Origin of the sequence: Rothia sp. HMSC061D12, from assembly GCF_001836735.1 — a bacterium.
GTDB lineage: Bacteria > Actinomycetota > Actinomycetes > Actinomycetales > Micrococcaceae > Rothia.
The window spans coordinates 395971-415693 of sequence record NZ_KV830305.1; the positions used below are offsets into that span (position 1 = coordinate 395971).

Here is a 19723-nt window from a genome sequence, read left to right on the forward strand (position 1 = left end):
GCTCCACTCTTTTGTTGATGCAGTTCAGAACCAGAACCTTACGGGCGGTTCTCAGGAGCCAGCGACTCCTCAGTTGCAAAAATCAGGGTCTGCTTCTTACCACGCGCACCCACCGCCGGGGTTTCCAACAGCAGCTGCGCGTTCAGGTCCTCAGCGTCCAGCTTCGCGCCAGCCAGAAGGCGGCTGGTCGCATCCTGCTTATCCTCACCGGTGATGAGGAAGAACACGTGACGCGAATTATTGATAATCGGCAGGGTCACCGACACGCGCTCAGCCGGCGGCTTCGGTGAATCAGAAACCATCACGGTCACAGCCTTACCGCCCTCAACCGGGTCCTCCGGCAGACCGGTACCCAGCAGAACCTGCTTACGGCCCGGGAACAGGGAAGCAATATGACCGTCCGGGCCCATGCCCAGCAGGGTGATATCAAAGACCGGTGCGGGCCACTGGCCGCCACCGCCACCACCGCAGCCTCCGCCGCCGCATCCGCAACCACCTGCGGGCTCAGCAGCCTCAGCGTCAAAGTCTTCGAGAGTGGTCTCTTCGATGGACTGCTCGGGTGCGGAAGAGCCGCAACCGCCGCCACCACAACCACAGCCGCCGGAGCCGCCGTGCTCGTGACCTGCGCCGCCACCGTGACCGCCAGCCAGTGGCAGTTCGGTTGCGCCCTCGGGCATCTGCACGCTCACAGCCGGTGCAGAACCGGCGTAGTCGCGCATCTCAAAGGCGTAGTGCTCAGCCGCAGCCTCAAGACCGGTGAAAATATCGGACGGACCCATGCGGTGCACATTGCCCACGACCAGGCCGTGCGACAGCAGGGGAGCGAGCAGCACCTCAATAGCCTGACCGTCATTACGTTCGGGGCTACGCTCGGGCACGAAACGCTCATCAGAGAACCAGAAATGCACGCGGGACCAGTCGATATCCTTCACGCGCTCGTTCTCAGCCCACGCCTTCAAAGCGGCGATACCCATCGTGCCGCCGGTCAGCGAAATGTGGGCAATCGTGCGCTCAGAGAGCACGTGCTCAATGATGTCGAGGATGCGGGTCACCGCGTCCTCTGCGAGAGCGTCGCGGGTCGGGTGCGCCACCAGGGTGGGGGTGGATGCGCCCATGTTCTGAATCTTAGGCATCGAAAACCTCCGGGTATTCTTCGAGGTCCAGCATGTCTTCAGGCTGGCAGGTGTCATCGACGAGGGTGACGGTGCACAGCGCCTGCTTCAGCACGTCACCGTAGGTGTCGTCCGGGTCGAGGCGGCGCAGCTCCTCAGAGATGCACTCGGCGAGGGTACGCACCGGCAGCGCAATCTGCTGATCGGGCGCGTACGGGGTGGAGATGGTCGCCACGGAAATACCGGGGCGGAACATCGTCACCGAACCGTCTTCACGCTCAATGCTGACGCGGTACAGGCCGCGGTTTGCCGCGCCAATGGTGGCGAGGTGTACGGGCGCTTCAAGCTTCCAGCCGAGCCACGTACCGAGTAGCACCACGGACGGGGACTTGCTCGAACCCCACACGACCACGCGGCGTACGGGGGAGGAAGGCATCTGCTCCATGAGCGCTGCCAGCTGGGTGCGCCACAGGGTGAGGCGGGTCCACGCCAGGTCGGTGTCGCCTGCACGGAATACGTCGGTGAGCTTGCGCAGCGCTTCCTTCGGGTCGTCGGCGCGTGCAGAGTCGGTAATGCGACGCTGCGCGATACGACCGATGGAGTGCTGTGCCGGGTTCTCGGGTACCGAGTGCGGCCACCAGACCACAATCGGGGAGTCCGGCAGCAACAGACCGGAGATCAGTGCTTCGGTTGGGCGGGATGCGCTACCCCAGCCGCGCAGAACAATCATCTCGGATGCACCGGTGTCGCCGCCGAGGTGGATTTCTGCATCCAGCTGGTCGGGGTCGAGCGGGTCGTGAGAGATGTGCACAATAATGCGGCTCGGGTGTTCGTGGGAGGCACGAATCGCGGCGCGCATTGCTTCACGGGAGTGGCCCTTTTCCGCGAGAACAACAAGGGTGAGAACTCGTCCGCTGCTGAGGCTACCGTTGGCGGCAGTCAGGTGGCTCAGTTCCTTGTTGATAGCGGAAACGGTGGTGTTATGCAGGTGCGAGATCACGGGCGCCTCCAAGCGCGGTTGTCACGCTCAAGCATCTCGTGTGCTGAACGCGGACCCCACGAACCGGACTCGTAGGGTTCAGGCTTAATGCGGTTTTCTTCCCAGTACTCTTCGAAGGGGTCGAGGATTTTCCAGGAGAGCTCAACTTCTTCGTGGCGAGGGAACAGCGGCGGCTCGCCGAGCAGAACGTCCAGGATGAGACGCTCGTAGGCTTCGGGGGACTCTTCGGTGAAGGAGTGACCGTAGCCGAAGTCCATGTTGACGTCACGGATTTCCATCTGGGTGCCGGGCACCTTCGCGGAGAATCGGATGGTCATGCCTTCGTCGGGCTGCACGCGGATGACGATGGCGTTCTGGCCGACCTGCGGGTTTTCACGTTCGCCGAAGAGACGGTCGGAGGATTTCTTGAAGACCACGGCGATTTCGGTGACGCGGCGGCCCAGGCGCTTGCCGGCGCGCAGGTAGAAGGGGGTGCCTTCCCAGCGGCGGTTTGCGATGGACACCTTCAGCGCTGCGAAGGTTTCGGTGCGGGAGTCTGCGGGGATGTCGTTCTCGTCGAAGAAGCCGTTGACGTGCTCGCCGCCCTGGTAGCCTGCGGCGTACTGGCCGAGCGCGAAGGAGTTCGGCAGGTCGTCGATACGGACTGCTTCGAGGACCTTCGCCTTCTCGGCGCGCAGGTGCTTAGCGTCGAGGCTGAGGGGCTCTTCCATGGCGGTGAGGGCGAGCAGCTGCAACAGGTGGTTCTGGATGACGTCGCGGGCCGCACCCACGCCGTCATAGTAGCCTGCGCGGGAGCCGATGCCGATGTCTTCAGCCATGGTGATCTGGACGTGATCCACGTAGTGGGAGTTCCAGAGGGGCTCGAACATCTGGTTGGAGAAACGCATCGCCAGGATGTTCTGAACGGTTTCCTTGCCCAGGTAGTGGTCGATGCGGAACACGGCGTCGGGCGGGAAGACTGCCTCCACGATGGAGTTCAGTTCGCGTGCGCTTTCAAGGTTGTGGCCGAAGGGCTTCTCAATGACCACGCGGCGCCAACCGTCGACGGGGTTGACGGTGTCGTTATCGCGCGATGCGAGGTCGTGTTCGGCGAGCTTGGTGAGGACCTGCTCGAATGCCTTCGGGGGAATCGACAGGTAGAAGGCGTGGTTGCCGTGAGCGCCGCGCTCGTCGAGCTCTGCAAGGGTGCTCTTGAGCTTTTCGAAGGCTGCGTCGTCGTTGAAGGCACCTTCAACAAATCGCATGCCCTGCTGGAACTGGTTCCACACGTCCTCGCGGAAGGGGGTGCGGGCGTTTGCCTCAACAGATTCACGCACGTAGGCGCGGAAGTCGTCATCGCTCCAGGGGCGGCGGCCGAAGCCGACGAGGCCGAAGCTCGGGGGGAGCAAACCGCGGTTCATGAGGTCATACACTGCCGGAAGCAGCTTCTTGCGGGCCAGGTCACCGGTTACGCCAAAGAAGACGAGCGCGGACGGCCCCGCAATGCGGGTAATGCGGCGGTCGCGAGTGTCCCTGAGGGGGTTCGCTTCATGACCGTTAGTCACAATATATTCCTTTGATTGCCTTGGTTGGTTCGTGCGGCGCGCGGTTCGTACCTTATTCGCGCGGAGGCGATGCCGCATTCTGGAAGGTGTGTCCCTGTATTGTACCGGTTTTTGACGGAATGATATGAGGGGCACCTAACCCGCCGAGATTCTCCGGGGTGGCCTGAGCGGTGAAGCTCGGGCGGGAACCCTGACGAAAATCCCGGCGGATTAGGGTGCGGTGCCATTAGGGCGCGGTGCCGCGGTGCGCATCGGGCGGTGCACACCGACAGCGGTTAGTGCCGCGCTATAGTTCGGCGGCTACTAGCAGCTACTTGGCCTGTTCGAGTGCCTCACGGACGGTCTGCAGCAGCTCTTCCCAGGAGACGTCGAACTTGGACAGGCCCTCAACCTCGAGCTTCTCCACGACCTCCGGGTAGGAGACGTGAGCGGAGATAGCGTCCAGAACCTCGTTGGATTCGGAGTAGTTCGGCACGATGGTGTTGCCGGTGACCTCTCCGTGGTCGGCAACAGCGTTCAGGGTTGCCTCGGGCATGGTGTTCACGGTGTTGGGTGCAACCAGGCCGGTCACGTAGAGGGTGTCGGGCAGTGCGGGGTCCTTCACGCCGGTGGATGCCCACAGCGGGCGCTGTACGTTCGCGCCGTGTGCCTGCAGGCGTGCCCAACGCTCGGAGGAGAACATTTCCTCGAATACCTCGTAGGCGAGGCGTGCATTTGCCAGGCCTGCCTTGCCCTTGAGCTGCACAGCGTCGCCGCCGGCAGCTTCGAGGCGTGCATCGATTTCGGTGTCTACGCGGGAAACGAAGAAGGAGGCGACCGAGTGGATGGTGGACAGGTCCTTGCCGTTCTCCAGTGCCTGCTCCAGGCCGAGCATGTAGGCGTTGATGACCTCGCGGTAGCGGGTCAGGGAGAAGATCAGGGTCACGTTCACGCTGATGCCGGCGGCCAGGGTTTCTGCGATGGGGCGCAGGCCTTCCTGGGTTGCGGGGATCTTGATCATGACGTTTTCGCGGCCCACGCGCTCGTAGAGTTCACGTGCCATCTTGGCGGTGCCTTCGGCGTCGCGTGCCAGGCGGGGATCAACCTCGATGGAGACGCGGCCGTCAAAACCGTTGGTGGACTTGTAGACGGGTGCGAACACGTCGCAGGCGTTGCGTACGTCGTCGCAGGTTGCGGCGAAGACTGCCTCTTCAACGCTTGCGCCGGCGGCGGCAAGTTCACGCATCTGCTCGGCGTATGCGGCGCCCTTGGAGAGCGCACCAGCGAAGATGGTGGGGTTGGTGGTCACACCGACGACGTTGTGGGTCTTGATGAGTTCGGCGAGGTTGCCGCTGGTCAGACGCTCACGGGAGAGGTCGTCAAGCCAGATGGAGACACCGGCGTCGGAAAGCTTCTGAGTGGACTCAGACATGTGAAAACCTTCGATTCTTTGTCGAGATTGAAATATCGAAATTGAAAATTGAGATATCGGCGAAATCTTCTGGGCGGCGGGAGGCTCCGGCTGAGCGGTCAGCCGGAGCCTACCCGTTGCGTCCGCACCCCACCCGTACAGGGGGAGCGCAGTGTGCGCGGCAGTTACCGCGGCGTTGTTATTGCCTACTTAGCGGCCTCGATGGAATCCTTAGCGGCAGCCACGACAGCCTCCGAGGTGATACCGAATTCGCGGTACAGGGTCTTCGCATCGGCGGATGCACCGAAGTGCTCGATGGATACGGCGCGGCCGGCGGTGCCGAGCAGGTCGTACCAGCTCATCGCCAGGCCAGCCTCGACGGAGACGCGGGCTGCAACCGAGGAGGGCAGAACCGACTCGCGGTACTCTGCGTCCTGCTCAGCGAACCACTCACGCGAAGGCATGGAAACCACGCGGGCGGCGATGCCCTGCTCAGCGAGGGTTGCGCGAGCCTGAACAGCGAGCTCAACCTCGGAACCGGTAGCGATCAGGATGACGTCCGGGGTGCCCTCGGTGTCAGCCATGATGTAGCCGCCGCGTGCGGTGCCCTCAGCGGAAGCGAACTTCTCACCCTCAGCGTCTGCGTGCACGTCTTCACGAGCCCAGACAGGCAGGTTCTGACGGGAGAGCACGATACCTGCGGGGCGGTCGGACTTCTCCAGGATGGTGCGCCATGCGACGGCGGTTTCGTTAGCGTCCGCGGGGCGAACCACGTCGAAGCCGGGGATAGCGCGCAGAGAGGAGAGATGCTCGATCGGCTGGTGGGTGGGGCCGTCCTCGCCCACACCGATGGAGTCGTGGGTCCACACGTACAGCGCGGGAACACCCATCAGCGCGGAGAGGCGAACAGCCGGGCGCTGGTAGTCGGAGAACACGAAGAAGGTGCCCGAGAACGCGCGGGTCGGGGAGGAGAGCACGATGCCGTTGACGATTGCTGCGGCAGCCTGCTCGCGAATACCGAAGTGCAGCACGCGACCGTAGGGGTTCGCGGTCCAGTCTTCGGTGCTGTGCGATGCCGGGTTGAAGGACTCTGCACCCTTGATGGTGGTCAGGTTCGAACCGGCGAGGTCAGCGGAGCCGCCCCACAGTTCGGGGAAGGTGTCAGCAATAGCGTTGATGACGGTGCCGGATGCCGCGCGGGTTGCCACGGAGGTGCCAGCCTCGAACACGGGGAAAGCAGCCTTGTAGTCTGCGGGCAGTTCGCCTGCGACGAGGCGCTTGTACAGTTCGGCGCGCTCGGGGTTAGCCTTGGCCCATGCCTCGAACTTCTCGTCCCATGCCTTGTGTGCAGCGGCGCCGCGCTCAACAAGCTGGCGGGTGTGTGCCAGGACGTTCTCCTCGATGAAGAAGCTCTTGGCGGGATCGAAGCCGAGCAGTTCCTTGGTTGCGGCGACCTCTTCAGCGCCGAGCTTGGAGCCGTGCACTGCGCCGGTGTTCTGCTTGGTGGGGGCGGGGTAGCCGATGATGGTGCGCAGCTCAATGAAGGAGGGCTTGTCGGTGACAGCCTTCGCACGCTCAATAGCGGCGTACAGTTCTGCGACGTCCTCAACGTAGTCGCCGGTGCGGGTCCAGTCCACGCGCTGAACATCCCAGCCGTAGGACTCGTAGCGCTTTGCTACGTCCTCGGTGAAGGCAACGTCGGTGTCTTCCTCAATGGAGATGTGGTTGCGGTCCCAGACGACGATCAGGTTGCCGAGCTCCTGGTGACCTGCGAGCGCGCACGCCTCGGCGGTGACGCCTTCCTGCACGTCACCTTCGGAGGCGATGACGTAGACGTGGTGGTCGAAGGGGGAGGTGCCCGGTGCTGCTTCGGGGTCGAACATGCCGCGCATACGGCGCTGTGCGTAGGCGAAACCAACGGCGGATGCCAGGCCCTGGCCGAGCGGGCCGGTGGTGATTTCTACGCCCTTGGTGTGCTTGTATTCGGGGTGGCCGGGGGTGAGGGCACCCCAGGTGCGCAGGGCTTCCAGGTCCTTCATTTCCAGGCCGTAGCCACCGAGGAACAGCTGAGTGTACAGGGTGAGGGAGGTGTGGCCGGGGGAGAGGATGAAGCGGTCACGGCCTTCCCAGCGGTCGTCGGAGGGATCCTGGTTCATGACCTTCTGGAAGAGCAGGTAGGCGACCGGCGCCAGGCTCATTGCGGTGCCGGGGTGGCCGGATCCGACCTTTTCTACGGCGTCTGCGGCGAGGATACGTGCGGTATCTACGGCGCGCTGGTCGGTTTCTGTCCACTGGAAGTTCTCTGCCACGTGGGTGTCCTTTCACAACGTGAGTGGATGCGCCAGCAGGCTTGTGCTAGCGCGCTGTCCGTCGGGTGTAACGTGCCTTCGGGGGCGCTTATTCCCGCGCCGGTAGGTGACCGGGTAGGTGCGGGGCACACGGGGTGCTGTGTGCGGGGCGTCCGGAGAGTTGTTTCGACCCTTTCGTTTTAACAGGATAGTTCACTGGGCGGAAGTATCCGGTGTGTGAATGCAGACATTCACAGGGTGATACGGGGCTGAGATGGAGAAAAAGCGACGCTACAACGCGGGCGCTGTGGATTTCACGGTGCATGTTTGAGCTGTGTTTCTGAGCTATGCGCTGAATATTGTTCAGTAACGTAACAATTTTTGTGAAAGTGGTGAAGCTCATGTTAAGGTTGAGCAGGAAGGTTGCAGACCGAAACAGTGGTTGGGTCGGTCTGCATCTCGGTGATTGAAGCCCCTCCTCCGCGTAAGAACCATTGATTATCTTACTGTGGTGGTGAGATAAAAGGTTCTGGAGGAGGTGCTTTCTTTTAGTCTCTGACCGTGCACTTTGTGTGTGGTTGAGGCTAAAGGTTTGTGTTATATGAATGGGCGCCGGATATGTATCGGAACATATCCGGCGCCCGCCTTTTAATTTGCGATGAGAAGAAGTACTGTCTGCTCTTGCTCTGTCTGTGCTTGCGTTGTCTGTATTTGCGTTGCCTCTAGTCGGACCACTTGAACTTGCGCGAGGCAATAAACCCAATGACCACGGTCCACACAATGAGGACCCAGTGCGGGTCGGCGAGCCACTGATGCTGAATGAAGTTGCCACGCAACGCGTCACCCAGAGCCGCTGAGGGCGACCACGCCACGATTCCGGCGTACCAGTCGGGGAAGGACTTGAGCGGGAACACCACGCCGCCGGCACCGGCAAGAATTACCCAGGCGATATTTACGATGGCGAGGGTCGCCTCCGCGCGCACCGTGCCGGCAATGAGCAGACCCAGCGCCGTAAACGCGCCGGCGCCCATGAGCATCGTGATGATGGAGCGCGAGACGGCGATAGCGTCCGGGCGCCAGCCCAGACCGTACCCGAGCGCTGCCACCAGCGTGAACTGAATCGCCACGACCACCAGCACCGCAATGCACTTGCCCATGATCAGACCGTTACGGCCCAGGGGAGTGGTCGCCAGGAATCGCAGCACGCCGTAGCGGCGATCAAAACCTGTGGCAATGCCCTGACCGGACAGCGCCGTAGAAATCACGCAGAGCGCCAGAACGCCGGGGACCGCCGCGTCCATGCGGGAGACCCCCACCGAGTTCGCGTACTCATCAATCAGGCCGGTAAACCGCAACGCAATGAGTGCCATGACGGGAAAAATAATGTTGAGCATCAGCTGCTCGCCGTTGCGGAGCATCGCCATCGTCTCGTAGCGGCCCTGCTCGATTACGCGCACGAGCGGGTAGTTCGCGCGCGGGGGAATGTACTCCTCATCTTCGTCAATAGAAGAGACCTTGGGGCGGGTGTCTACGGCGGAACGGGTGTTCGCGGCGCGTTCTTCCATTCGGTTCCCTTCCGCTCGGCTCTCTTCTGCAGGCTTTTCTTTTACTTGGTTTTCTGCCGCCCGGTTGTTGGCCGCCCGGTTGTTGTTAGTGCGTGCGGTGTTGCTCATCGGATATCACGTCCTGAAATGTCGAGGAAGACATCCTCAAGAGTCTTCGGTTCCATGGTGAGAGAAATCGGCATGAGGTAACGTTCGGCGAGCGCTGAGGTGAACGCCGCCAGGTGCTCGGGGCGTAGTGCGCCGACCAGCTCATACGCGCCGGGCACGGAGGGTGCGCCGTCACGAGCCGGGGTGTAGGGCACCTTCTCGATGAGCTCCACACCGGCACGCAGATGTGCGGGCAGCAGTTGCTCACGGGTGGGGGTGGGTGCATCCAGTGTGTACTGCAGGCGGTTCGTGCCGTCGCTGGCGATGAGCTCGGAGACGGTACCTTCCTGAACCGTGGCGCCGTTTTCAATGATGTAGACGTAATCGGCGAGCTTCTGCGCGTCATCAATCAGGTGCGTGGTGAGCACGATTGCGGTGCCAAGTTCACGCTGTTCACGAATGATGTCGAAGACGACGTTGCGGGATTGCGGGTCCAGGCCCGCGGAGGGCTCGTCGAGGAAGAGCACGTCCGGGCGACCGATGAGGGCGGCGGCGAGGGAGACGCGCTGTTTCTGACCACCCGAGAGGCGGCGAATCGTGGTGCCGTTGAAGGCATCAATGCCGAGGCGTTCTGCAAGCTCTTCGACCGGGTACGGGTCGGTGTACATGGTCGAGATGTGCTCGAGTAGCGGAATGGGGTGCATGGCGTTGGGCAGGCCGCCGTCCTGGAGCATAATGCCGACCTTGGCGCGCAGCTCCGGGTCTGCCTGCAGCGGGTTTTCTCCGAGTAGGCGCACGGTACCGCGGGTGGGTTTGAGTAGGCCCTGGGCGCAGGCGAGGGTCGTGGTTTTACCGGCACCGTTAGCTCCGAGGAGGACGACCACCTCACCGGGGAAGACGCGCAGGTTGACCTTGTTGACGGCGCGGTAGAGCCCGCTGGCGGTGAGCCGTTCGGGGTATTTGGTGCGGAAGGCGCGTGAGGGTTTGAACTCTTTGATGAGGTCTTTAATGCTGAGCGCTGGTTCTTCCGCGATGATGCGTCGTCGTGCGGTGGGGGAGGCGCTGGGCTCCGTGTGGTGCTCAGTGCGCGCCTTTGGTGCGGCGGATGCACGCCCCGGGTGGTCCTGCTGGCCCGCGGTGGTGGTCTCCATAGACAGTCACTTTCGAGTTTTTCGATGAATGAGCGTGTGTGCACCTTTCATCTTATGCCCTAACTCACGTTTAAGGCACACCCGTTACGACTCAAATGTTCACCTTCAGGTTGAAAAGTTATCAAGTAGGGGTACCTAACTAGCCAAAGAAAAAGTAATTAGGACATACTTTATTTGTGTATTCCGTGAACAAGACCTCTCAGCGCGCCTCAACGAACGAGGCGCAGACCCGAAACGGCACCCGAACCGCCGCCTCGGGCTCTACTGGTGCTTCCAGTACCAAGTCCTCCGCGGCACGCACATCCAAGCGCAAAGCCGAGGCAGAAGAACGCACCAGGGACCGCGTTCTCCGCGAAGTTCTCAACAACGGCCCCGTATCCGCAGCAACCCTCGGTGAGCTCCTCAGCCTCACCCCCGCAGCGGTACGCCGCCACCTCGACGCCCTCGAATCCAACAACATGATCGAGGTCGCGCCCATCAAGAAGCACGGCGCCGGAGCCGGACGGCCCGCCCGCCGCTACGTAATCGCCCCCCAGGGCCACGAACGCCTCGGCAACGACTACCTCATCATCGCCCGCGACGCCCTGCAAATGCTCCGCGACACGGTCGGCCAGGAAGCCCTCGAAGCTTTCGCCTCCGCCCGCGCCGCAGAAATGGAAGCCCGCTACCGACCCGTCGTAGAAGCCGCCGGAGACGACGTGGCAGCCCGAGCGCAGGCGCTCGCAGAAGCCATGAGCAAGGACGGTTTCGTGGCGACAGCTCAGGTCACCGCGCCTCCTGCAGGACGAACTGTTCCCGAACACTTTCTCGCGAGCATTCAGCTGTGCCAGGGCCACTGCCCGGTACGCGACCTCGCCGGCGACTTCCAGGTGTTCTGCGAACAGGAAACCGGGATTATTTCCGACCTGCTCGGCGTTGATGTGCGTAGGCTCTCGACCATGGCTTCGGGCGCTCACGTGTGTACCACGCACGTGCCCCTGAACCGCGTCACCGCCGAGAGCGAGAAGAACGCCGAGGAATCCGCAGAGAAACCTTCCGCGTAACACTCACAGCAGTACCCGGCGGCACGCCCCTGACGAACCCGTAAGGGGCGCGACCCGCACGCTGAAACCCGCCCACACCACGCACCGCTACGCGTCGTGGTTGAGCGCGGCATCAGCCCCTAAACTACCGCGCCTGCAACCGGCAGGTGACGGAGAGAAATGTAATAACCATCGAAGAAAGGCCGTAATGACTGAGAAAGTTGGGCAGAACGCCAACGACACCGTCATTTCAGAGATCCTGGAGATGAACCCCGAACTCGAGGGCATTGGTAACTACGAGTACGGTTGGGCAGACTCCGACGCAGCAGGCCAGGTAGCAAAGCGCGGCCTGGACGAGGACGTCGTGCGCGACATCTCTGCGAAGAAGAACGAACCCCAGTGGATGCTGGACATGCGTCTGAAGGCGCTGAAGTTCTTCGAGCGTAAGCCCATGCCCACCTGGGGCGCGGATCTTTCCGAAATCGACTTCGACAACATCAAGTACTTCGTGCGTTCGACCGAGGGTCAGGCGGCTTCTTGGGATGAACTGCCCGAGGACATCCGCACCACTTACGAGCGTCTGGGCATTCCCGAGGCTGAGCGTAACTCGCTCGTTGCGGGTGTGGCTGCACAGTACGAGTCCGAGGTCGTGTACCACCAGATCCGTGAGGACCTGGAGAAGCAAGGCGTGATCTTCGTCGACACCGACACCGGTCTGCGCGAATACCCCGAACTGTTCAAGGAATACTTCGGCTCCATCATCCCGATTGGTGACAACAAGTTCTCCGCACTGAACACCGCCGTGTGGTCCGGTGGCTCCTTCGTGTACGTTCCCCCGGGAGTTCACGTGGAGATCCCGCTGCAGGCGTACTTCCGTATTAACACCGAGAACATGGGCCAGTTCGAGCGCACCCTGATCATCGCTGACGAGGGCTCCTACGTTCACTACATTGAGGGCTGCACCGCCCCCATCTACAAGTCCGACTCCCTGCACTCCGCAGTGGTTGAGATTGTGCTGAAGAAGAACGCACGCGTTCGCTACACCACCATCCAGAACTGGTCGAACAACGTCTACAACCTGGTGACCAAGCGTGCGGTTGCGCACGAGGGCGCCACCATGGAATGGGTGGACGGCAACATCGGTTCGAAGGTCACCCAGAAGTACCCGGCTGTTTACATGGTCGGCGAGCACGCTAAGGGTGAGACCCTGTCCATCGCATTCGCGGGTGAGGGTCAGCACCAGGACACCGGTTCGAAGATGGTTCACATTGCGCCGAACACCTCCTCGACCATTGTGTCCAAGTCCGTGGCACGTAACGGCGGCCGTAGCGCATACCGCGGCCTGGTTCAGGTGCGTGAGGGCGCTAAGCACTCCAAGTCCTCCGTGGTCTGTGACGCACTGCTGGTGGACACCATCTCCCGCTCCGACACCTACCCCTACGTGGATGTCCGCGAGGACGATGTGACCATGGGTCACGAGGCGACCGTTTCCCGCGTCTCCGAGGACCAGCTGTTCTACCTGATGCAGCGCGGCCTGAGCGAAGAAGAAGCAATGGCGATGATTGTCCGCGGCTTCGTTGAGCCTATCGCCCGTGAGCTGCCGATGGAGTACGCACTCGAACTGAACCGCCTGATCGAACTTCAGATGGAAGGATCTGTGGGCTAATGCCGACCAACGAAGAAACCCTGGGTTACCACTCCCCGATCATCCCCGGCATGGACCAGGAGGGCGAGAAGCTCGCCACCGAGTTCGCCCACGATGACACCCTGTACCGTGCCACCGAGGCACACCACCAGGGCTCCAACCCGAACAACGTCCAGAAGGTACTCGAAGCATCCCGTGCAGAGCGTAAGACCTCCTTCAATGTGGAGGACTTCGCGCCCCTGACCGGTCGTGAAGAGGACTGGCGCTTCACCCCGCTGAAGCGTCTGGGCGGCCTGCACCTGGAGAAGCTGACCGGCACCGCACCGGCACCGAAGGTGACCGCACCCGAGCAGGTTCAGGTTGAGACCGTCTCCCGCGAGGATGCACGTATCGGCTCCGCAGGTATCCCCGAGGACCGCGTGGCAGCGAACGCATGGTCCAGCTTCACCGAAGCAACCGTGGTGACCATCCCCGCCGAAGCTGAACTGGCTGAGCACGTGGAAATCGACATCACCGGCACCGGCAACGAGGCTGCCGCACAGCACATCGTGATTGAGGCTAAGCCCTTCTCGAAGGCTGTCGTGGTTCTGCGCCACACCGGCTCCACCATCCTGGCACAGAACGTTGAGTTCGTGGTGAACGACGAGGCTGAGCTGAACGTCGTGTCCGTCCAGCAGTGGGCTGACGACGCAATCCACGCCTCCGCACACTACGCTAAGCTGGGCCGCAATGCACGCTTCAAGCACGTTGTGGTGTCCCTCGGTGGCGACCTGGTGCGCGTGACCCCCTCCACCAAGTTCACCGCTCCCGGCGCTGAGACTGAAATGTACGGCCTGTACTTCGTAGACGCTGGCCAGCACATTGAGTCCCGCCTGTTCGTGGACCACTCCGTACCCAACTGCAAGTCCCGCGTGACCTACAAGGGCGCGCTGCAGGGTAAGGGTGCGCACTCCGTATGGGTTGGTGACGTTCTGATTGGTAAGGATGCAGAAGGCACCGACACCTACGAGCTGAACCGTAACCTGCTGCTGGAAGTTGGCCCCCGCGCCGACTCCGTGCCGAACCTGGAGATTGAGACCGGCCTGATTGAGGGCGCCGGCCACGCATCCACCACCGGCCAGCTCGATGAGCAGCACCTGTGGTACCTGCAGGCTCGCGGTATTCCGGAGGCTGAGGCACGCCGTCTGGTCGTGCGCGGCTTCCTGAACGAGATCATTCAGCAGATTCGTGTTCCCGAACTTGAAGAGCAGCTCACCGAGGCCCTTGAGGCAGAGCTCGCCCTCAGCAACAACTAAGCTTTACCAGGAGAAATCAATGTCTACTCTTGAAATCAAGGACCTTCACGTCTCGGTTATCCTCGACGACGAAACCACCAAGCCTATCCTGAAGGGCGTTAACCTGACCATCAACTCGGGCGAGATTCACGCAATCATGGGCCCGAACGGTTCCGGTAAGTCCACTCTGGCTTCCACCATTGCTGGCCACCCCAAGTACCAGGTTGACTCCGGTCAGATCCTGCTCGACGGTGAGGACATCACCGAGATGAGCGTGGACGAGCGTGCACGCGCAGGCCTGTTCCTGGCTATGCAGTACCCGGTTGAGATCCCCGGTGTGACCATGTCCAACTTCCTGCGCTCCGCAAAGACCGCTGTGGACGGCAAGGCTCCCTCCCTGCGTACCTGGACCAAGGACGTTAAGGAAGCCATGAAGAACCTGGAGATTGACCCCGACTTCATCGCACGTAACGTGAACGAGGGCTTCTCCGGCGGTGAGAAGAAGCGCCACGAGATCCTTCAGCTGGAGCTGCTCAAGCCCAAGTTCGGCATCCTGGATGAGACCGACTCCGGTCTGGACGTTGACGCACTGAAGATCGTGTCTGAGGGCGTGAACCGTGCGCACGAGGCTAACGACATGGGCGTCATGCTGATTACCCACTACACCCGCATCCTGCGCTACATCAAGCCGCAGTTCGTGCACGTGTTCGTGGACGGCAAGATGGTTGACCAGGGCGGCCCCGAGCTGGCTGACCGCCTGGAAGAAGAGGGCTACGTTTCTTACGTGGGCAAGAAGTAAGCTTCTTCTCCTACCGGATTCTGACAGAAAGATAGGACTATGACTGAGACTGTGCAGGGTCGTGTTCCTCAGGAAGAGATTGAGGAAGCCCTCAAGGAGGTCATTGACCCGGAGCTCGGCGTCAATATTGTTGACCTCGGTCTGCTCTACGGTCTGCGCTGGGATGAGGATGGAACCCTCATTCTGGACCTGACTCTGACCACTGCGGCGTGCCCGCTGCAGGAGGTTATTGAGGAGCAGGTTCAGAGCAACCTGGATAACCTGGTTGATTCTTGGCGTGTGAACTGGGTTTGGATGCCGCCGTGGGGCCCGGAGCGTATTACTGAGGACGGCCGCGATATGATGCGCGCGCTGGGCTTCAACATCTAAGCTCCTGACTCGCAGATAAGGTACCCGCCCGGTGCGGAAGGTGTATGCCTTCGGCACCGGGCGGGTATTTTTTGTGAGGTACTGGGCATATGGGCAGTTGATGTTTGTTTTGGGCGAAGCCAATTTTTGCTGCTTTGACAATGGGGGGGGGTCAAGTATATTTCCTTGTGAATTATCCACTCACTTCATATTGGTTTTCTCCATGCAACGGTTGCTTGGGGGAAGCCGAAAGGAAATCATGGCACAAAAGATTATTGCCGCTGACGGTTCTGTCTACGTTAAGAAGAAGCCTTTCTACCTCCGTTGGTGGTTTATCACTCTCGTTATTCTTGTTCTTCTTGGCGGTTGCGCTTCGATGATGGGCGGCGGCTCCAGCAAGTCGACGAGTGCGAGCAGTTCTTCATCTTCGGTAGCTGCTGATTCTTCTTCTGCTACTACTGAGGCTTCTCAGAAAACTGGTACTGAATCCTCTCCCGTGGCTGGGGCGGAATCCAACGCAAAGCAGAATGATAACAGCGTTCCCACTGAATATAAGTCTGCTTTGAAGAAGGCGGAGTCTTATTCTCGCACCATGCACATGTCCAAGCAGCGTATCTACGACCAGCTCACCAGTGAATTCGAAAAGTTCACTCCTGAAGCTGCTCAGTACGCAGTAGACAATATGAAGGCTGACTGGAACGCAAATGCCCTGGAAAGCGCAAAGAGCTACCAGAAGACGATGAACATGTCTCCTGAAGCAATCCGTTCTCAGCTGACTTCTTCCGTTGAAGGTTTCACCGAGGAAGAGGCTGACTACGCAGTCACTCACCTGAGCTAATTCAATAGATGATTCATAGAAGCCGCCCGGCATGGAACACAATCCATACCGGGCGGCTTCTATTTTCGGTTAGCGCTGAACCTAGTCGTTCAGGTGCAGCAGCTTCAGCGAGTGCTCATACTTGATCATGAGGCAGGTACGAGTCGGTTCCTCCAGAAGTGCCAAACGCTGCGGGTCAGTATTATCCGCAATATCGGCAAGCTTCACCAGACGAGCCAAATCATTCACACGCACCCGGCTCAGATACGACTCACGCGACTCACCCGGGCGGCGGGTCAAGGCATCAATCGCATCCACAATACGCGCCGAGAAGTGACGAGCCAGATAAGCGAGAGAAACGCCGGTATCCTCCACCGTGTCATGCAGCAGCGCCACGATCTGCGCTTCAGCCTTCAGCTCCTCCAAAGAAATATCAGGGTGAGTCGCGGCAGCCAACTCACACGCAAGCTTACGTACCCCAAGAGCCACACGGCGAGGGTGGGAGATGTAGGGCCAGCCGTTACGGTCAGTCTGCCCCTCATGCGCCTTATCAGCGATGCTGTCTGCCAGGCGAACCATCTCTTTGTAGTAGTTATTCGACATGAGAACCTCCGTTGGTTTGAACTCCTGCGAGTTGATGGTCTCAGCGACGTTTTCCGCACCAACGCGGCACGGGTGGTAGCTGGTACCAACACTCTACGCCAGCTGTGGGGCTGCGGTGGCGGAACTCGCCCGAAACACCCTTAATACGTCAAATATGACGCGCCGAAGAAGAAAATAGGGTGCTTTATGTCTGCAAATCATAAACTTGGTGCCTGTTCTACCAGAGTTCTGCAGCGGATACCGACCCGCAGGAGGCGCCCCGCACCACCGCGAAAGTGTCCGCCGAACCCTTTCGTGCCGCCCAGTGTAACCCGCCCAAAATCTCATATGGTGGCGAAAAATTTCTAACTTTTTCTGGCGAAAACAGGCACACAAACCGCCCAACACAAAGGCAGTTTAAGCGTGTTTAGCACACACCGATACACACTCATCAAACGAAAAAATCACCCGCCCTGCGTGCCCTCCCAAAACCTCCAGAAACCCGTATTTTTCCGCGAAAATACGCGCTAAACTGGGGGCAACCAAACATCGGAGAACACCATGGCAGAGCTCTACGAGCGCTTCGTCGCTTTGTACCCCTACCCACACGAGCGAATCCGCCACGGCGCCCCACGAGCCGAACTTAACCGGCGATACCTCGAACACCTTTACGAGGGCAAGAACCGGGGAACAACCCCCATCGTGGTTGCCCTCGACCCGACCCTGCTCGGGACCATTGAGAATAACGTCTCCCTACGTACCTCAACCCCAGTACAGGACATCACCGCCGACACCGTCAAGCGGTACGCACACGAGCTCATCACCGACCAGCATCGTTACCTGGATCAAGTCGGTGTAGAAGTCGCCGCGCACGAGGCGTTCCGGCACCTGAACGAGAGCGCCTACCTGCAGACCTACCGCCGTCTCATGGAGAACGGCGAACTCGGAGAAGATGACATCGGTCAGCCTCTGAAAGCGGAGTACCCCTTCGAGTTGACCGCCGGAATCATCAACGAGAAGGTCAAAGCCACCGACATTGACCGTGCCGCGGAACTGCTGATTATGGACCTGCCGCTGCGGGATGCCTCCGGGGTATTCGCCTACCTGCCCTTCGGCGGGTGGGATTCCAGCCCCAGCCCCGAGGCGATGCTGTCCATCGCCCGCTACTGGCTTGAACGCGATGACGCCTACCCGGCTGTTATCGCCTCAGACTTTATCGAGTTCTACACGCCGGTACCGGTCACGACCCGCCGCGACGCAGAGATCCTGGCGGTGGAGCACACGATGGTTTCCTCGGCAATGCCGGTGCGCGTCTACCGCGGCTTCGACAAGCTCGTGGAGGCGCTCTACGGTCAGCACGACTGGTACCTGTGGTGGGAGCAGCTCCCGGCGGTGCTCCTCATTGAAACGCCCTAAACCAGCCTAAGCTAGGCGAGTTAAAACGAAGGGGCGGGATGAACCTACACGGTTCACTCCGCCCCTCTCGCGTATCTGCGCTATTTCAGCTCGTCCACGTGTCGCGCCCGCAAAGCACGAGCGGTCGCCGTCGCGTAATCAACCGCCTGCACCACCCACGGAATCAGCAACCGCCAATACATGCGCTTGGGCAGGTTACGCGCCACTGCCGCCCTGCGCAACGCACCCCAACGGTCCATGAGCGCCGGAATCGACCGGACCATCAACGCAATCAGCAGACCCAGACGCTCTGGGGAAAGACCCACGAAACGCAACGGCGAACACAGCCTCACAAAGCCATCAATCAGAACCGGCAGGGGAGTGCTCACCAGCAGAGCGCGGGACGCATAAAAAGCCGTCAGCATAGTCGCGATAGCATCCGCGCCGGAGGCGTACTGGCCCGTAAACACGTAATAGCCGACCATAATCAGTAGCAGCAGAGACAGCGTACGAACCACCAGCCACAGCTGGGAGGCGGGCACACCAGCCCACAACGCGCAGAACGTGGAGGCAACCAAAGCCACCAGCGCCACCTGCCAGCCGGTCACCGCCAACAGCAGAAACAGCCCAAAGAAGAGCGTGCCCTTGAACCATAGCGGCGCCCGATGCACCGGCGTGTTCAACGGCTGGTAGAAACCCACCAGCAGAGTACCGGGGTTGAAATCCGAGCCCTGGGAGGCGGGGCGAGGATTCACGCGCGGCGTGTTAGCGCCCATGCGCGCCTCCTGCCGAATCCAGACCTTCGGTCGCACCCTCGTTGGGAAACCCCTCGGCACACCACGTGCGGTACTGCTGCACCAGCTGCCCCGCATCCCCCTGAGCGAGCAAACGGCCGTCATGAATAATCACGGCTTCATCGCAGGACGCCGCCAAATCCAGGTCGTGCGTGCTGAGCACCAGCATCTGATCCAGCGACTCCAAATGCTTGAGTAGCCGCGCGCGATTGCGCAAATCCAGCAGGGTGGTCGGCTCATCGAGCAGAAGAATCTGCGGGCGCGCCGCCAGCACGCTGGTGAGAGCAACCAGCTGCTTTTCGCCTCCTGAGAGGGTGAAAACGCTCTGGTCCTCCAGGCGTTCGAGGCCGCGCTCGCGGAGCAGTTCACGAATCCGTTCGCGGCGCTGCCCACCGCTGAGGGCACTACCTTCAACGGCGGCGGCACGGCGCAGACTCAGGTCAATATCTTCGGCAACGGTGGGCATAATCAGCTGCGCCTCCGGCTGGGCGAAAAGCATGCCCACACCCTCAAAAGCGCCCTGCGAATGACCGCGAGCGCCCTGGGAATTACCGCGAGTGCCCTGCGAGCCGCGGCTCGGTGCCTCCAGAGTGTCGACACCGTTCACGCGCACAATACCTTCATCCGGGTGGGTGAGCCCATTGAAAAGCCCCAGTAGGGTAGACTTGCCACTACCGTTCAGACCCAGCACCGCGGTGCGCTTCGCCGTGAACTGCAGGCTCACATCCTTGAGGATACGGCGATGCCCGCCTTCGGGCAGCTCGGTGAAAACACTCACCGATTCAAGCTCAAGGGCGGGCATGCTGGTAGAGGCGCTCACTGCCTGCTCGCCTTGCACCTGTTGCGGTGCAGGCTGGCGCGTGGAGCGGCGAAAAAACATAGCTATCCTCTCGTGTGGCACATCGTGTGC

Annotated in this window: 17 protein-coding genes; 7 read left to right on the top strand and 10 right to left on the bottom strand. The window is 61.0% G+C overall.

The genetic code is table 11. The features are described from left to right. Positions 1 to 38: 38 nt before the first annotated feature. The 7 genes from HMPREF2682_RS01490 to HMPREF2682_RS01520 all read right to left on the bottom strand — a co-directional run bounded on the left by HMPREF2682_RS01490 (position 39) and on the right by HMPREF2682_RS01520 (position 10137). Positions 39 to 1133, bottom strand: coding sequence for a 6-phosphogluconolactonase (locus HMPREF2682_RS01490; RefSeq protein ID WP_070830753.1), 1095 nt, complete (start codon positions 1131 to 1133; stop codon positions 39 to 41). Continuing rightward, the gene (locus HMPREF2682_RS01495; RefSeq protein ID WP_005506118.1) at positions 1126 to 2112 is read right to left on the bottom strand and encodes a glucose-6-phosphate dehydrogenase assembly protein OpcA; all 987 of its coding nucleotides are present in this window, start codon (positions 2110 to 2112) and stop codon (positions 1126 to 1128) included. Before HMPREF2682_RS01495 ends, HMPREF2682_RS01490 begins: the two co-directional genes overlap by 8 nt. Then, positions 2109 to 3656: a glucose-6-phosphate dehydrogenase gene (gene zwf / locus HMPREF2682_RS01500; RefSeq protein ID WP_070830755.1), complete on the bottom strand. Its 1548-nt coding sequence runs from the start codon at positions 3654 to 3656 to the stop codon at positions 2109 to 2111. Before zwf ends, HMPREF2682_RS01495 begins: the two co-directional genes overlap by 4 nt. Before the next feature lie 310 nt (positions 3657 to 3966). Continuing rightward, complete coding sequence (gene tal / locus HMPREF2682_RS01505) at positions 3967 to 5067, bottom strand: transaldolase (protein WP_070830757.1); 1101 nt, start codon at positions 5065 to 5067, stop codon at positions 3967 to 3969. Between the two features lie 185 nt (positions 5068 to 5252). Continuing rightward, positions 5253 to 7355, bottom strand: a complete 2103-nt coding sequence (tkt, locus tag HMPREF2682_RS01510; protein ID WP_070830758.1) for a transketolase — start codon at positions 7353 to 7355, stop codon at positions 5253 to 5255. A gap of 701 nt (positions 7356 to 8056) precedes the next feature. Next, positions 8057 to 9007, bottom strand: a complete 951-nt coding sequence (locus tag HMPREF2682_RS01515) for an ABC transporter permease (protein WP_070830760.1) — start codon at positions 9005 to 9007, stop codon at positions 8057 to 8059. Continuing rightward, positions 9004 to 10137, bottom strand: coding sequence for an ABC transporter ATP-binding protein (locus tag HMPREF2682_RS01520; RefSeq protein ID WP_070830762.1), 1134 nt, complete (start codon positions 10135 to 10137; stop codon positions 9004 to 9006). Before HMPREF2682_RS01520 ends, HMPREF2682_RS01515 begins: the two co-directional genes overlap by 4 nt. A gap of 176 nt (positions 10138 to 10313) precedes the next feature. Between HMPREF2682_RS01520 and HMPREF2682_RS01525 the strand changes: the two genes are divergently transcribed. The 6 genes from HMPREF2682_RS01525 to HMPREF2682_RS01550 all read left to right on the top strand — a co-directional run bounded on the left by HMPREF2682_RS01525 (position 10314) and on the right by HMPREF2682_RS01550 (position 16063). After that, positions 10314 to 11180, top strand: coding sequence for a helix-turn-helix transcriptional regulator (locus HMPREF2682_RS01525; RefSeq protein ID WP_070830764.1), 867 nt, complete (start codon positions 10314 to 10316; stop codon positions 11178 to 11180). Between the two features lie 187 nt (positions 11181 to 11367). Further along, on the top strand, positions 11368 to 12825 hold the full coding sequence (sufB, locus tag HMPREF2682_RS01530) for a Fe-S cluster assembly protein SufB (RefSeq protein WP_070830766.1): 1458 nt from the start codon (positions 11368 to 11370) through the stop codon (positions 12823 to 12825). Continuing rightward, positions 12825 to 14099, top strand: a complete 1275-nt coding sequence (gene sufD, locus HMPREF2682_RS01535) for a Fe-S cluster assembly protein SufD (protein WP_070830768.1) — start codon at positions 12825 to 12827, stop codon at positions 14097 to 14099. Before sufB ends, sufD begins: the two co-directional genes overlap by 1 nt. A gap of 19 nt (positions 14100 to 14118) precedes the next feature. Continuing rightward, complete coding sequence (gene sufC, locus HMPREF2682_RS01540; protein WP_005509109.1) at positions 14119 to 14877, top strand: Fe-S cluster assembly ATPase SufC; 759 nt, start codon at positions 14119 to 14121, stop codon at positions 14875 to 14877. 39 nt (positions 14878 to 14916) lie between these two features. Next, complete coding sequence (locus HMPREF2682_RS01545; protein WP_005506103.1) at positions 14917 to 15246, top strand: metal-sulfur cluster assembly factor; 330 nt, start codon at positions 14917 to 14919, stop codon at positions 15244 to 15246. A gap of 238 nt (positions 15247 to 15484) precedes the next feature. Next, on the top strand, positions 15485 to 16063 hold the full coding sequence (locus HMPREF2682_RS01550) for an Ltp family lipoprotein (RefSeq protein WP_049354621.1): 579 nt from the start codon (positions 15485 to 15487) through the stop codon (positions 16061 to 16063). A gap of 81 nt (positions 16064 to 16144) precedes the next feature. Here the strand turns inward: HMPREF2682_RS01550 and HMPREF2682_RS01555 are convergent, their stop codons facing one another. Further along, the gene (locus HMPREF2682_RS01555) at positions 16145 to 16645 is read right to left on the bottom strand and encodes an HD domain-containing protein (RefSeq protein ID WP_070830770.1); all 501 of its coding nucleotides are present in this window, start codon (positions 16643 to 16645) and stop codon (positions 16145 to 16147) included. A 540-nt stretch (positions 16646 to 17185) separates the two neighbouring features. Here HMPREF2682_RS01555 and HMPREF2682_RS01560 point away from each other — a divergent pair. Further along, positions 17186 to 18040 (top strand): DUF4253 domain-containing protein, encoded by an 855-nt coding sequence (locus HMPREF2682_RS01560; protein WP_070830772.1) that lies wholly within the window; start codon positions 17186 to 17188, stop codon positions 18038 to 18040. A gap of 80 nt (positions 18041 to 18120) precedes the next feature. On the opposite strand, the gene HMPREF2682_RS01565 is transcribed toward HMPREF2682_RS01560, so the two are convergent. Together HMPREF2682_RS01565 and HMPREF2682_RS01570 are read right to left on the bottom strand one after the other, a co-directional pair. Further along, positions 18121 to 18795, bottom strand: a complete 675-nt coding sequence (locus HMPREF2682_RS01565; protein ID WP_049341266.1) for an energy-coupling factor transporter transmembrane component T family protein — start codon at positions 18793 to 18795, stop codon at positions 18121 to 18123. Then, positions 18785 to 19693: an energy-coupling factor ABC transporter ATP-binding protein gene (locus HMPREF2682_RS01570; protein ID WP_049341264.1), complete on the bottom strand. Its 909-nt coding sequence runs from the start codon at positions 19691 to 19693 to the stop codon at positions 18785 to 18787. The genes HMPREF2682_RS01565 and HMPREF2682_RS01570 overlap by 11 nt, the downstream gene beginning before the upstream one ends. Between the last annotated feature and the right edge of the window lie 30 nt (positions 19694 to 19723).